This is a genomic window from Escherichia sp. MOD1-EC6021 (assembly GCF_002965245.1).
Taxonomy (GTDB): Bacteria; Pseudomonadota; Gammaproteobacteria; order Enterobacterales; family Enterobacteriaceae; genus Escherichia; species Escherichia coli_F.
The window spans coordinates 120,501-134,668 of the sequence record NZ_PTRU01000010.1; the positions used below are offsets into that span (position 1 = coordinate 120,501).

General features: G+C 52.1%; 16 protein-coding genes. 12 read left to right on the forward strand and 4 right to left on the reverse strand.

Annotated elements, in window-relative coordinates; translation table 11 throughout:
- Positions 1-27: 27 nt before the first annotated feature.
- Positions 28-687, reverse strand: a complete 660-nt coding sequence (gene yghB / locus BEB54_RS13730) for a DedA family general envelope maintenance protein YghB (protein ID WP_000268419.1) — start codon at positions 685-687, stop codon at positions 28-30.
- A gap of 138 nt (positions 688-825) precedes the next feature.
- Positions 826-2,013, reverse strand: coding sequence for a cystathionine beta-lyase (metC, locus tag BEB54_RS13735; RefSeq protein WP_088541752.1), 1,188 nt, complete (start codon positions 2,011-2,013; stop codon positions 826-828).
- A 251-nt stretch (positions 2,014-2,264) separates the two neighbouring features.
- Between metC and exbB the strand changes: the two genes are divergently transcribed.
- The gene (gene exbB / locus BEB54_RS13745) at positions 2,265-2,999 is read left to right on the forward strand and encodes a tol-pal system-associated acyl-CoA thioesterase (RefSeq protein WP_000527851.1); all 735 of its coding nucleotides are present in this window, start codon (positions 2,265-2,267) and stop codon (positions 2,997-2,999) included.
- A gap of 6 nt (positions 3,000-3,005) precedes the next feature.
- Positions 3,006-3,431, forward strand: a complete 426-nt coding sequence (gene exbD, locus BEB54_RS13750; RefSeq protein ID WP_001240714.1) for a TonB system transport protein ExbD — start codon at positions 3,006-3,008, stop codon at positions 3,429-3,431.
- A 160-nt stretch (positions 3,432-3,591) separates the two neighbouring features.
- Here exbD and yghA read toward each other — a convergent pair whose 3' ends face one another.
- Positions 3,592-4,476: an NADP(+)-dependent aldehyde reductase gene (gene yghA / locus BEB54_RS13755; RefSeq protein ID WP_000018758.1), complete on the reverse strand. Its 885-nt coding sequence runs from the start codon at positions 4,474-4,476 to the stop codon at positions 3,592-3,594.
- 190 nt (positions 4,477-4,666) lie between these two features.
- On the opposite strand from yghA, the gene BEB54_RS13760 reads away from it, so the two are divergent.
- Positions 4,667-5,161, forward strand: a complete 495-nt coding sequence (locus BEB54_RS13760; RefSeq protein ID WP_000439331.1) for a TIGR00645 family protein — start codon at positions 4,667-4,669, stop codon at positions 5,159-5,161.
- A 39-nt stretch (positions 5,162-5,200) separates the two neighbouring features.
- On the opposite strand, the gene gpr is transcribed toward BEB54_RS13760, so the two are convergent.
- Complete coding sequence (gpr, locus tag BEB54_RS13765; protein ID WP_053294542.1) at positions 5,201-6,241, reverse strand: L-glyceraldehyde 3-phosphate reductase; 1,041 nt, start codon at positions 6,239-6,241, stop codon at positions 5,201-5,203.
- 156 nt (positions 6,242-6,397) lie between these two features.
- On the opposite strand from gpr, the gene yghX reads away from it, so the two are divergent.
- The 9 genes from yghX (at position 6,398) to hypA (ending at position 14,164) form a co-directional block, all read left to right on the forward strand.
- A complete protein-coding gene (yghX, locus tag BEB54_RS13770) occupies positions 6,398-7,285 on the forward strand; it encodes a YghX family hydrolase (RefSeq protein WP_123059738.1) in 888 nt (295 codons plus the stop codon).
- 118 nt (positions 7,286-7,403) lie between these two features.
- Positions 7,404-7,691 carry a DUF2623 family protein YghW gene (gene yghW / locus BEB54_RS13775; RefSeq protein ID WP_001059139.1) on the forward strand — a complete coding sequence of 96 codons (288 nt, stop codon included), beginning with the start codon at positions 7,404-7,406 and terminating at the stop codon, positions 7,689-7,691.
- A 188-nt stretch (positions 7,692-7,879) separates the two neighbouring features.
- Positions 7,880-8,998: a hydrogenase 2 small subunit gene (gene hybO / locus BEB54_RS13785; protein ID WP_000145410.1), complete on the forward strand. Its 1,119-nt coding sequence runs from the start codon at positions 7,880-7,882 to the stop codon at positions 8,996-8,998.
- Between the two features lie 2 nt (positions 8,999-9,000).
- Positions 9,001-9,987 carry a hydrogenase 2 operon protein HybA gene (gene hybA, locus BEB54_RS13790; protein WP_001081868.1) on the forward strand — a complete coding sequence of 329 codons (987 nt, stop codon included), beginning with the start codon at positions 9,001-9,003 and terminating at the stop codon, positions 9,985-9,987.
- Positions 9,977-11,155 carry a Ni/Fe-hydrogenase cytochrome b subunit gene (hybB, locus tag BEB54_RS13795; protein WP_000017694.1) on the forward strand — a complete coding sequence of 393 codons (1,179 nt, stop codon included), beginning with the start codon at positions 9,977-9,979 and terminating at the stop codon, positions 11,153-11,155. The genes hybA and hybB overlap by 11 nt, the downstream gene beginning before the upstream one ends.
- Entirely contained in the window at positions 11,152-12,855 is a 1,704-nt protein-coding gene (gene hybC / locus BEB54_RS13800; protein WP_000083057.1) for a hydrogenase 2 large subunit, read from the forward strand. Before hybB ends, hybC begins: the two co-directional genes overlap by 4 nt.
- Positions 12,855-13,349 carry a HyaD/HybD family hydrogenase maturation endopeptidase gene (locus BEB54_RS13805; protein WP_001221942.1) on the forward strand — a complete coding sequence of 165 codons (495 nt, stop codon included), beginning with the start codon at positions 12,855-12,857 and terminating at the stop codon, positions 13,347-13,349. Before hybC ends, BEB54_RS13805 begins: the two co-directional genes overlap by 1 nt.
- Positions 13,342-13,830 (forward strand): hydrogenase-2 assembly chaperone, encoded by a 489-nt coding sequence (gene hybE, locus BEB54_RS13810; RefSeq protein WP_001001337.1) that lies wholly within the window; start codon positions 13,342-13,344, stop codon positions 13,828-13,830. Before BEB54_RS13805 ends, hybE begins: the two co-directional genes overlap by 8 nt.
- On the forward strand, positions 13,823-14,164 hold the full coding sequence (gene hypA, locus BEB54_RS13815) for a hydrogenase maturation nickel metallochaperone HypA (RefSeq protein ID WP_000544953.1): 342 nt from the start codon (positions 13,823-13,825) through the stop codon (positions 14,162-14,164). Before hybE ends, hypA begins: the two co-directional genes overlap by 8 nt.
- Positions 14,165-14,168: the final 4 nt, after the last annotated feature.

The window sequence follows — 14,168 nt, forward strand, 5'->3', positions numbered from 1 at the left end:
TACCGCAACCGGGAACGGGGGAAATTGTCAGGCGTTACAGTATTTCTTTTTAATCACCACAAACAGCGTGCCTAACAAGCCTGCAGTTAACAAGGCAATCGGCAGGATCATCAGGAATGTCATTACCTGATCTTCATGCCGTTTAACGAACGGAATCATGCTTAAGGCATAGCCGAAACTGGTTACTACGCTGACCCACAGCAATCCGCTTAGCCAGTTGAAAAACTGGAAGCGGCGGTTTGGCAGACCGGAAATACCCGCCATGGTTGGCAACAGCGTACGGACAAATGCGAGAAAACGTCCAGCCAGCAGCGCCAGCAGACCGTGACGGTCAAACATGCAGGTGGCGCGCTGGTGATATTTGGCAGGAAGCTGTGCCAGCCAGCCTTTCACCGTTTTAGTATTCCCTAACCAGCGCCCCTGAATATAACTTAACCAGCAGCCCAAACTTGCTGCGGCGGTCAGAATCGCAATCGTTGGCAGAAAATCCATAACCCCCTGGGCAATCAATGCGCCTGCCAGTATCAACAAGCTGTCGCCTGGCAAAAATGAGGCGGGCAGCAGGCCGTTTTCTAAAAACAGCGTGGCAAACATGACAAAGTAAACAACGCTAACAATATGAGGATCCGCCAGCGCGGCAAAGTCGTGTTGCCAGAGCGCAGCGATGATATCTTGAATAACAGCCATGGACTTTCCTGTGGAACAGCGTTTAAGCCTTTATCTGCCTATTGTACTCCTGAATCACCCGGGACGCCTTGATCCCGGACGCAACAATTTAAGACTTTTCACAATTAAATGTCTGCAAATTTGTCCAAACTGGCAACATTACACAATTCGCGCAAAACCGGCGTCCAGATCGGCAATCAAATCATCGACATCTTCCAGACCAATATGCAGGCGAATCAAGGTCCCGCTAAAATCGATCTCGCCTTGCGGGCGAATGGCGGCGATATGTTCTGGTTGATTTGCCAGGATCAACGATTCATACCCGCCCCACGAGTAGGCCATGCTGAATAAACTGAAGTTATCCAGATAGTTCGCCAGCTCTTCAGCATTGAGTTTTTTCTTAAGCACAAAGGAAAATAGTCCGCTGCTACCTGTAAAGTCTCGTTTCCAGAATTCGTGGCCTTTACTGCCAGGCAGAGCAGGGTGGTTAACTCGCGCTACTTGCGGATGTTCTGCCAGCCATTCAGCCACTTTCAGACTGCTTTCATGATGTTGACGCAGGCGAACACCCAAAGTGCGCAGGCCACGGCTGGTTATATAGGCGGTATCGGCATCAACCATCTGGCCCATCAGATAGGCATTCTCCCGCAGCTGCTCCCAGCAACGGGCATTGCACACGGCAGTGCCAATCATCGCATCTGAATGCCCCACCAGATATTTGGTAGCGGCCTGAATGGAAACATCGATGCCAAAATCCAGCGCCTTAAACAGCACACCGGCCGCCCAGGTGTTATCGATCATAATGATGGCATCCGGCACCACACTGCGCACGGCGGCAACAATCGCTGGAACGTCGTGGACTTCCATGGTGATGGAGCCTGGGGATTCCAGAAACACGATTTTAGTGTTTGGCTGCACATGTTTAACGATATTTGCGCCAATCAGCGGATCAAACCACGATGTCGTTACGCCCAGTTTGCTGAGGATTTTGCTACAGAAATCCTGACTCGGTTCATAGGCGGTGTTGGTCATCAACACATGATCGCCCTGTTCGACAAAAGCAAGAATAGAATTAGCAACCGCCGCCGCCCCGCAGGGGAACAGCACGCAGCCTGCGCCACCTTCCAGTTCGCACATCGCTTCTTGTAAGGAGAAATGGGTTAACGTTCCGCGCCGTCCATAAAACAACTCGCCATTGGCGCGATTGCGCGTCGCGTGTTTTTTGGCTTCCACACTGTCAAAGACCAGCGAAGAAGCGCGCTGAATCACGCTATTTACCGCGCCGAGAGTGTATTTTTTGCTGCGTCCTGCGTTCACCAGTTGAGTATCAAGCTTTTTGTCCGCCATCTCGGGATTCCTGTTTTTATACGTCTGGATGTCTAAACTAGCATGAATATTCGCGGGCGCATCCTGAAGAATTAGCATAAAGCAGAAAATTTTCGCAAATGGCGTGCTGGTGACTTTTTTACTGCGTAAACGCAAGGAAAAGAAAACAAAGGTACGGCAGTATGCAAATAGTAATGAGAACGACTATCAATTCGACGTCGTTTTGATATTATTATGCGCAGATTTTGTGATTTGCGTCCTGGAGATACACAGTGGGTAATAATTTAATGCAGACGGATCTTTCCGTCTGGGGTATGTATCAGCACGCCGATATTGTCGTTAAGTGCGTGATGATTGGGCTTATTTTGGCGTCCGTAGTCACCTGGGCAATCTTCTTCAGTAAGAGCGTTGAGTTCTTCAATCAGAAGCGTCGCCTGAAACGCGAACAGCAACTGCTGGCCCAAGCGCGTTCCTTGAACCAGGCCAACGATATCGCCGCTGATTTTGGTAGCAAAAGCTTAAGCCTGCATTTGCTCAATGAAGCGCAGGATGAGCTGGAACTGTCAGAAGGCAGCGACGATAACGAAGGTATTAAAGAACGTACCAGCTTCCGTCTGGAGCGTCGGGTCGCCGCCGTGGGGCGTCAAATGGGCCGCGGTAACGGCTACCTTGCAACCATCGGCGCGATTTCGCCGTTTGTGGGCCTCTTTGGTACGGTCTGGGGCATCATGAACAGCTTTATCGGTATTGCGCAAACGCAGACCACTAATCTGGCTGTCGTTGCGCCGGGTATCGCAGAAGCTCTGTTAGCAACGGCAATCGGCCTCGTGGCAGCGATTCCGGCGGTCGTTATCTATAACGTATTTGCACGTCAGATTGGCGGCTTTAAAGCGATGCTGGGTGATGTCGCAGCGCAGGTATTATTGCTGCAAAGTCGTGACCTGGATCTGGAAGCCAGCGCCGCTGCGCATCCGGTTCGTGTCGCCCAAAAATTACGCGCAGGATAATGTTCGATGGCAATGCATCTTAACGAAAACCTCGACGATAACGGCGAAATGCATGATATCAACGTGACGCCGTTTATCGACGTGATGTTGGTTCTGCTGATTATCTTTATGGTGGCAGCGCCGTTAGCGACGGTAGATGTGAAGGTGAACTTGCCTGCTTCTACCAGCACGCCGCAGCCGCGCCCGGAAAAACCGGTTTATCTGTCGGTGAAGGCGGACAACTCGATGTTTATCGGTAACGATCCGGTCACCGATGAAACAATGGTTACGGCGCTGAATGCGTTAACCGAAGGTAAGAAAGACACCACCATCTTCTTCCGTGCGGATAAAACCGTCGATTACGAGACGTTGATGAAGGTAATGGATACGCTGCATCAGGCGGGTTACCTGAAGATAGGTCTGGTCGGCGAAGAAACCGCCAAAGCGAAGTAAAGACAATTGCCTGATGCGCTACGCTTATCAGGCCTACAAAATCTATCGCAACGTATTGAATTTTCATGAATTTGTAGGCCGGATAAGGCGTTCACGCCGCATCCGGCAAGAGTTATAAAGTACGATGATGCCCGGTGGCTTTATACAACCGGGCATTTTTTTAGCCTAAATGCTCGCCGCCGCACACGCCGTGCACTTCTGCGGTGACATAGCTCGACTCCTGACTTGCCAGATAAACATATACTGGGGCCAGTTCCGCCGGTTGCCCCGCACGCTTCATCGGCGTTTTCTGACCAAACTGCGGGATCTTATCCTGCGTCTGTCCGCCGGAAATTTGCAGTGCTGTCCAGATCGGGCCTGGCGCAACAATATTCACCCGAATACCTTTCTCCGCGACCTGTTTTGCCAGGCCTCGGCTGTAGTTCAGAATCGCCGCCTTCGTAGCCGCATAGTCCAGTAAATGCGGGCTTGGCTGGTATGCCTGGATTGACGAAGTGGTGATGATACTGGCACCTTTCGGTAGCAGGGGGATCGCTTCCTGGGTTAGCCAGAACAGCGCGAAAACGTTAATGGCAAAGGTCTTTTGAAACTGTTCGCTGGTGAGGTCTGCAATATCAGGAATGGCAACCTGTTTCCCGGCGACCAGCGCCATAATATCCAGCCCGCCTAACGCCTTGTGCGCTTCGTGAACCAGCGAACGGGCGAATTTCTCATCGCTTAAATCGCCTGGCAGCAGGACGGCTTTGCGTCCGCATTCTTCAATGATCTTTTTCACATCCTGAGCGTCTTCTTCTTCTACGGGAAGATAACTGATCGCTACGTCAGCTCCTTCACGCGCGTAAGCGATGGCGGCAGCACGACCGATTCCGGAATCGCCCCCTGTCACCAGTGCTTTGCGATCTTTCAGGCGACCGCTACCAACATAGGTTTTCTCGCCGCAATCCGGCACTGGTGTCATCTTCGCCTGGATGCCTGGCGTCGGTTGTTTCTGTTTGGGATATTCACCAGTGTAATACTGCGTGGTCGGGTCTTTTAAATGAGACATCGCTTTTCTCCCTTCAGGTTCAACGTCCTTTAAGGGTAGACGCTCTCGGTGCGTTGATAAGGGAACCAGGAAGATCCCTAAACCTCGGATTTATGCGACAAAGGTTTAACGGATATGTTGATTTGCTGTTGCGCGATGTTTACTCAATTGCGATATACTGTTGCCCGTTTTAACTACACGACAGGAATGTATGGAACGTTTTCTTGAAAATGCAATGTATGCTTCTCGCTGGCTGCTTGCCCCCGTGTACTTTGGCCTTTCGCTGGCGTTAGTTGCTCTGGCGCTGAAGTTCTTCCAGGAGATTATTCACGTACTGCCGAATATCTTCTCGATGGCGGAATCAGATTTGATCCTCGTGTTGCTGTCGCTGGTGGATATGACGCTGGTTGGCGGTTTGCTGGTGATGGTGATGTTTTCCGGTTATGAGAATTTCGTCTCGCAGCTGGATATCTCCGAGAACAAAGAGAAGCTGAACTGGCTGGGGAAAATGGACGCAACGTCGCTGAAAAACAAAGTAGCAGCGTCGATTGTGGCAATTTCTTCCATTCACTTACTGCGCGTCTTTATGGATGCGAAAAATGTCCCTGATAACAAACTGATGTGGTACGTCATTATCCATCTGACGTTTGTGCTCTCTGCATTTGTGATGGGCTATCTTGACCGACTGACTCGTCATAATCACTGATCTGATTCGGGCGCGGTTCTCGCGCCCGTTATTAACAGGTCATTTATCGGAAGACGCCTGCCACAGATTCAGCTCGCCATCGGCGATATGCTGATCAATCTGCGCCAGCTCCTCGGTGCTAAATGTCAGATTATTCAGCGCCTGGACATTCTCTTCCAGTTGCTCTGCACGGCTGGCACCGATCAATACCGACGTCACTCGCTCATCTTTCAGCAACCAGCTTAACGCCATTTGTGCCATTGATTGTCCACGCTGCTGTGCCATTTCATTCAATAACCGCAGGCTGTTGAGGTTGGCTTCGGTGAGCATTTTCGGCGTCAGGCCACGAACTTTATTCCCTTCACGATGCATCCGTGAATCTTGCGGAATACCGTTGAGATATTTTCCGGTCAGCAATCCCTGAGCCAGAGGAGTAAAGGCAATGCAGCCCACGCCGTTATGTTGCAGGGTATTCAGCAGGCCGCTTTTATCCACCCAGCGGTTCAGCAAATTGTACGAAGGTTGATGAATTAACAGCGGAATTTTCCACTCGCGCAGCAACTCGACCATTTTTTGCGTCCGCTCTGGCGAGTAAGAGGAGATCCCGACATAAAGCGCCTTACCGCTTTGTACCGCATGAGCCAGCGCAGAGGCGGTTTCTTCCATCGGCGTATTTTCATCGACGCGATGAGAGTAAAAGATATCGACATACTCAAGCCCCATCCGCTTCAGGCTTTGGTCGAGGCTGGCGAGCAGGTATTTACGTGAGCCGCCAGAGCCGTACGGGCCGGGCCACATATCGTATCCGGCTTTGGTAGAGATAATCAGTTCATCGCGATAAGCGGCAAAATCCTCCCGCAGCAGGCGACCAAAGTTCTCTTCTGCGCTTCCTGGAGGCGGCCCGTAATTGTTGGCTAAATCAAAGTGCGTAATGCCCAAATCAAACGCTTTGCGCAGGATCGCACGCTGTGATTCCAGTGCGTTAACGTGACCGAAATTGTGCCATAAACCGAGCGATAACGCGGGCAGGCGTAAACCGCTTTTTCCGCAATAGCGGTATTGCATCTGCCCGTAACGTTCGGGATTCGCTAACCAGACCATGACCTCTCCTTTCCACCATTCAATTTCGAAACAATGTTTCCAGTTTAGCGATTTACCAGGGGGGATCCCGTAGCATCGCTCACAGTGTGACGAAAAATTGGGCAAAAACACGTGCTTATGCTTTGCTTAAAAAAACACCAATTGAGGAGTGCAATGATGCCGCGTCTGACCGCTAAAGATTTCCCACAAGAGTTGCTGGATTACTACGACTATTACGCTCACGGGAAAATTTCGAAACGTGAGTTCCTCAACCTTGCGGCGAAGTATGCGGTGGGCGGGATGACGGCATTAGCGTTGTTTGATTTGCTCAAGCCAAATTATGCGCTGGCGACTCAGGTAGAGTTTACCGACCCGGAAATTGTTGCTGAGTACATCACGTATTCTTCGCCAAATGGTCACGGCGAGGTACGGGGTTATCTGGTGAAGCCCGCAAAGATGAGCGGCAAAACGCCAGCCGTGGTGGTGGCGCATGAGAATCGTGGACTGAATCCGTATATCGAAGATGTGGCACGGCGAGTGGCGAAGGCGGGGTATATCGCCCTGGCACCTGACGGCTTAAGTTCCGTTGGAGGTTATCCGGGTAATGATGATAAAGGTCGTGAGCTGCAACAGCAGGTTGATCCAACCAAACTGATGAATGATTTCTTTGCCGCAATTGAGTTTATGCAACGCTATCCGCAAGCGACAGGCAAAGTGGGTATTACCGGATTTTGCTATGGCGGTGGTGTATCGAACGCGGCGGCTGTCGCGTATCCGGAACTGGCCTGCGCGGTGCCGTTTTATGGTCGTCAGGCACCCACTGCCGATGTGGCGAAGATTGAAGCGCCTTTACTGCTCCACTACGCGGAACTGGATACCCGAATCAACGAGGGCTGGCCCGCTTACGAGGCGGCGTTGAAAGCCAATAATAAGGTCTATGAGGCGTATATCTATCCGGGGGTTAATCACGGATTCCATAATGATTCCACGCCCCGTTATGACAAATCTGCCGCCGATCTTGCCTGGCAAAGGACGCTGAAATGGTTCGATAAATATCTCTCCTGATAGGTTTATCTCTTACGGGATTACGTCTTAAACAAGCATGAAAAAATAGCGTGCGCAAAAGTCGTTCTTTGCCTAAAATATCGCTATATATGACAATATATATCGAATGAGGTGAACGATGAATAACCATTTTGGTAAAGGCTTAATGGCGGGATTAAAAGCAACGCATGCCGACAGTGCGGTTAATGTGACAAAATACTGTGCCGATTATAAACGCGGTTTTGTATTAGGCTACTCACACCGGATGTACGAAAAGACCGGAGATCGCCAGCTTAGCGCCTGGGAAGCGGGGATTCTGACGCGCCGCTATGGACTGGATAAAGAGATGGTAATGGATTTCTTTCGTGAGAATAATTCCTGTTCTACGTTGCGCTTTTTTATGGCCGGTTATCGCCTCGAAAATTGATCAAACATACGTATTATCTTGCTTTAATTAATTACACTAATGCTTATTCCCTTCGTTTTAGTGCCCCGCCGCAGTATCATGATATCGATAACCATAATAAATGTGTGGTAAATGGCGCATCGATCGCATTATTGATTTTGCGATTGAGGCAAAATATATGCCAGGTCTTCGCAACGGAATAACTATAAATGACTGGAGATAACACCCTCATCCATTCTCACGGCATTAACCGTCGTGATTTCATGAAGCTTTGTGCAGCATTAGCCGCCACCATGGGGTTAAGTAGCAAAGCCGCTGCAGAGATGGCCGAATCGGTTACTAATCCGCAGCGTCCGCCAGTTATCTGGATTGGCGCGCAGGAGTGCACCGGTTGTACGGAATCTCTGCTTCGTGCAACGCATCCAACGGTAGAAAACCTCGTGCTGGAGACGATCTCTCTCGAGTATCACGAAGTGCTTTCCGCCGCCTTCGGTCATCAGGTCGAAGAGAACAAACATAACGCTCTCGAGAAGTACAAAGGGCAGTATGTGTTAGTGGTGGATGGTTCCATCCCATTAAAAGATAATGGTATTTATTGCATGGTTGCTGGTGAGCCGATTGTGGATCACATCCGCAAAGCGGCGGAAGGCGCAGCAGCCATTATCGCTATCGGTTCCTGCTCTGCGTGGGGCGGTGTTGCCGCAGCTGGAGTTAACCCAACTGGCGCTGTCAGCCTGCAAGAAGTTCTGCCGGGCAAAACCGTTATCAACATTCCGGGCTGCCCACCGAACCCGCACAACTTCCTCGCGACCGTTGCGCACATCATCACTTACGGCAAACCGCCGAAACTGGATGACAAAAACCGTCCGACTTTCGCCTATGGCCGTCTGATTCACGAACACTGCGAACGCCGCCCGCACTTCGATGCTGGTCGTTTTGCCAAAGAGTTCGGTGATGAAGGCCACCGCGAAGGCTGGTGCCTGTACCACCTCGGCTGTAAAGGGCCAGAAACTTACGGCAACTGCTCAACGCTGCAATTCTGCGATGTTGGTGGTGTGTGGCCGGTGGCGATTGGTCACCCGTGCTATGGCTGTAACGAAGAAGGTATCGGCTTCCATAAAGGCATCCATCAGCTTGCCAACGTCGAAAACCAGACTCCGCGTTCGCAGAAACCGGATGTTAACGCTAAAGAGGGCGGCAACGTCTCTGCAGGCGCTATCGGTTTGCTCGGCGGTGTGGTTGGGCTGGTTGCCGGTGTCAGCGTGATGGCGGTGCGTGAACTGGGTCGTCAGCAAAAGAAAGATAACGCTGACTCACGGGGAGAATAACCGTGAACAGACGTAATTTTATTAAAGCAGCCTCCTGCGGGGCATTGCTGACGGGCGCGCTGCCATCTGTCAGTCATGCGGCTGCTGAAAACCGCCCGCCAATTCCGGGATCGCTGGGGATGTTGTACGACTCGACCTTGTGCGTAGGCTGCCAGGCTTGCGTCACCAAGTGTCAGGATATCAACTTCCCTGAACGTAACCCACAAGGGGAACAGACCTGGTCGAACAACGACAAACTGTCGCCGTACACCAATAACATCATTCAGGTGTGGACCAGCGGCACGGGGGTCAACAAAGACCAGGAGGAGAACGGCTACGCGTACATTAAGAAACAGTGTATGCACTGCGTCGATCCGAACTGTGTCTCCGTGTGCCCGGTCTCCGCGCTGAAAAAAGATCCGAAAACCGGCATTGTCCATTACGACAAAGATGTGTGCACCGGCTGCCGTTACTGCATGGTCGCCTGCCCGTACAACGTGCCGAAGTACGACTACAACAACCCGTTTGGTGCGCTGCATAAGTGCGAGCTGTGCAACCAGAAAGGTGTGGAACGTCTCGATAAAGGCGGTCTGCCTGGCTGCGTAGAAGTGTGCCCGGCGGGCGCGGTGATTTTTGGTACGCGTGAAGAGCTGATGGCGGAGGCGAAAAAACGTCTGGCGCTGAAGCCTGGCAGCGAATACCACTATCCGCGTCAGACGCTGAAATCTGGCGACACTTACCTGCATACGGTGCCGAAATATTATCCGCATCTGTACGGCGAGAAAGAGGGCGGCGGTACTCAGGTACTGGTACTGACGGGTGTGCCTTATGAAAATCTCGACCTGCCGAAACTGGACGATCTTTCTACTGGTGCGCGTTCCGAACATGTTCAACACACCCTGTATAAAGGCATGATGCTACCACTGGCTGTGCTGGCGGGCTTAACCGTGCTGGTTCGTCGCAACACCAAAAACGACCATCACGACGGAGGAGACGATCATGAGTCATGATCCACAACCGCTGGGCGGCAAAATCATCAGTAAACCGGTCATGATTTTTGGACCGTTAATCGTCATCTGTATGCTCCTGATTGTGAAGCGTCTGGTGTTCGGTCTGGGCTCTGTCTCTGACCTGAACGGCGGCTTCCCGTGGGGCGTGTGGATCGCGTTTGACCTGCTGATCGGCACCGGCTTTGCCTGTGGCGGCTGGGCGCTGGCGTGGGCGGTATACGTCTTTAATCGTGGGCAATACCATCCGCTGGTACGTCCGGCACTGTTGGCAAGTCTGTTTGGTTACTCACTGGGTGGCTTGTCGATCACTATCGACGTGGGTCGCTACTGGAACCTGCCGTACTTCTACATTCCGGGTCACTTCAACGTGAACTCGGTACTGTTCGAGACGGCGGTCTGTATGACTATCTACATCGGCGTGATGGCACTGGAATTTGCTCCGGCACTGTTTGAACGTCTGGGCTGGAAGGTGTCGCTCAAACGTCTGAATAAGGTGATGTTCTTCATCATCGCGCTCGGTGCGCTGCTGCCAACTATGCACCAGTCTTCAATGGGGTCGCTGATGATCTCGGCGGGCTACAAGGTGCATCCGCTGTGGCAAAGCTATGAAATGTTGCCGCTGTTCTCGCTGTTGACGGCGTTCATCATGGGCTTCTCGATTGTCATCTTTGAAGGTTCGCTGGTGCAGGCGGGTCTGCGTGGCAACGGTCCGGATGAAAAGAGCCTGTTCGTCAAACTGACCAACACCATCAGTGTGTTGCTGGCGATTTTCATCGTGCTGCGCTTTGGCGAGCTGATCTATCGCGACAAGCTGTCGTTAGCGTTTGCCGGTGACTTCTACTCCGTGATGTTCTGGATTGAAGTCCTGCTGATGCTCTTCCCACTGGTCGTTCTGCGTGTGGCGAAGCTGCGTAATGATTCCCGCATGCTGTTCCTGTCAGCACTGAGCGCACTGTTAGGTTGTGCAACCTGGCGTCTGACCTATTCGCTGGTGGCATTCAACCCGGGCGGCGGTTACGCCTACTTCCCGACCTGGGAAGAACTGTTGATTTCTATTGGTTTTGTGGCTATTGAGATTTGCGCTTACATCGTACTCATTCGTCTACTGCCGATACTTCCTCCTTTAAAACAAAACGATCATAATCGTCATGAGGCGAGCAAAGCATGAGCCAGAGAATTACTATTGATCCGGTAACCCGTATTGAGGGGCATTTACGAATCGATTGCGAAATCGAAAATGGCGTCGTTTCGAAAGCATGGGCTTCCGGTACCATGTGGCGCGGCATGGAAGAGATCGTGAAAAACCGCGATCCGCGCGATGCATGGATGATTGTGCAACGTATCTGTGGCGTATGCACCACCACTCATGCGCTATCTTCCGTTCGTGCGGCAGAGAGTGCGCTGAATATCGACGTTCCGGTTAACGCGCAATACATCCGTAACATCATTCTGGCTGCGCACACCACGCATGACCATATCGTTCATTTCTATCAGCTTTCGGCGCTGGACTGGGTGGACATCACTTCTGCACTGCAAGCTGACCCAACCAAAGCCTCCGAAATGCTGAAAGGCGTTTCGACCTGGCATCTGAACAGCCCGGAAGAGTTCACCAAAGTTCAGAACAAGATCAAAGATCTGGTTGCCAGCGGTCAGTTGGGTATTTTCGCCAATGGCTACTGGGGTCACCCGGCGATGAAACTGCCGCCGGAAGTGAACCTGATTGCGGTAGCGCACTACCTGCAAGCGCTGGAGTGCCAGCGTGACGCTAACCGCGTCGTGGCGCTGCTGGGCGGTAAAACGCCGCACATTCAGAACCTGGCGGTAGGTGGTGTCGCGAACCCGATCAACCTCGACGGTCTGGGTGTGCTGAACCTTGAGCGCCTGATGTACATCAAGTCTTTCATCGACAAACTGAGCGACTTTGTTGAGCAGGTTTACAAGGTTGATACCGCGGTTATCGCCGCGTTCTATCCGGAATGGCTGGAGCGTGGTAAAGGTGCGGTGAACTACCTGAGCGTGCCGGAATTTCCGACCGACAGCAAAAATGGTAGCTTCCTGTTCCCGGGCGGCTACATTGAGAATGCGGATCTGTCCTCGTATCGTCCGATCACTTCTCATTCCGATGAATATCTGATCAAAGGGATTCAGGAAAGTGCGAAGCACTCCTGGTATAAAGACGAAGCGCCGCAGGCACCGTGGGAAGGTACCACCATTCCGGCTTACGACGGTTGGTCTGACGACGGTAAATATTCCTGGGTGAAATCACCGACTTTCTACGGCAAAACGGTAGAAGTGGGTCCGCTGGCTAACATGCTGGTGAAACTGGCGGCAGGTCGCGAATCTACCCAAAACAAACTGAATGAAATCGTTGCGATTTATCAGAAACTGACAGGCAACACGCTGGAAGTGGCGCAGCTGCACTCCACGCTGGGCCGTATTATTGGTCGTACCGTTCACTGCTGCGAATTGCAGGATATCCTGCAAAATCAATACAGTGCACTGATTACCAATATCGGCAAAGGCGATCACACCACCTTTGTGAAGCCGAACATTCCGGCTACAGGTGAGTTCAAAGGCGTTGGCTTCCTTGAAGCACCGCGCGGTATGCTCTCTCACTGGATGGTGATCAAAGACGGTATTATCAGTAACTACCAGGCAGTTGTTCCATCAACCTGGAACTCTGGCCCGCGTAACTTCAATGACGACGTTGGTCCTTACGAACAGTCGCTGGTGGGCACGCCGGTTGCCGATCCGAATAAACCGCTGGAAGTCGTGCGAACCATTCACTCCTTCGACCCGTGCATGGCCTGTGCGGTACACGTAGTGGATGCCGACGGCAACGAAGTGGTTTCAGTGAAGGTACTGTAATGCGTATTTTAGTCTTAGGGGTTGGCAATATTTTGCTGACCGATGAAGCCATCGGTGTGCGGATTGTCGAAGCGTTAGAGCAACGATACATTCTGCCGGATTATGTTGAGATCCTCGATGGCGGCACGGCGGGAATGGAGCTGCTTGGCGACATGGCAAATCGCGATCATCTGATTATCGCCGATGCCATTGTGTCGAAAAAGAACGCGCCGGGAACGATGATGATCCTGCGGGATGAAGAAGTTCCGGCGTTGTTTACCAACAAAATCTCTCCGCATCAGCTTGGCCTGGCCGACGTATTGTCGGCCCTGCGCTTCACCGGCGAGTTTCCGAAAAAGCTGACCCTGGTCGGCGTGATCCCGGAATCGCTGGAGCCGCACATCGGTTTGACGCCGACGGTCGAAGCGATGATTGAACCTGCGCTTGAGCAGGTTCTGGTTGCGCTGCGCGAATCAGGCGTGGAAGCCATCCCACGGGAGGCGACTCATGAATGAAGAGATAGCAGGTTTTCAGACCTCCCCGAAGGCGCAAGTACAGGCAGCGTTTGAAGAAATTGCCCGGCGTTCGATGCACGATCTCTCTTTTCTGCATCCTTCAATGCCAGTGTATGTTTCTGACTTTACGCTGTTCGAAGGTCAGTGGACGGGGTGTGTAATCACCCCGTGGATGCTGAGTGCAGTTATCTTCCCCGGCCCGGATCAACTCTGGCCACTGCGCAAAGTCAGTGAAAAAATTGGTCTGCAACTGCCGTATGGCACCATGACCTTTACCGTTGGCGAACTGGACGGTGTTTCGCAATACCTCTCCTGCTCGCTGATGTCGCCGCTTTCGCATAGCATGTCGATTGAAGAGGGCCAACGGCTGACGGATGACTGCGCGCGGATGATCCTTTCGCTGCCGGTCACCAATCCGGATGTACCACACGCAGGGCGTCGTGCCCTGCTATTTGGCCGCAGGAGTGGCGAAAATGCATGAGTTGTCGCTTTGCCAGAGCGCCGTTGAAATTATCCAACGGCAGGCGGAGCAGCATGATGTTAAGCGCGTCACCGCCGTGTGGCTGGAAATTGGCGCGCTCTCCTGCGTTGAGGAGAGCGCCGTCCGTTTTAGTTTTGAAATTGTCTGCCACGGAACGGTGGCGCAAGGGTGCGATTTACATATCGTCTATAAACCCGCCCAAGCCTGGTGCTGGGATTGCAGCCAGGTAGTGGAGATTCATCAGCACGATGCGCAATGCCCGCTCTGTCATGGTGAGCGGTTGCGTGTCGATACCGGCGATTCGCTGATCGTCAAAAGTATTGAAGTTGAATAACCGG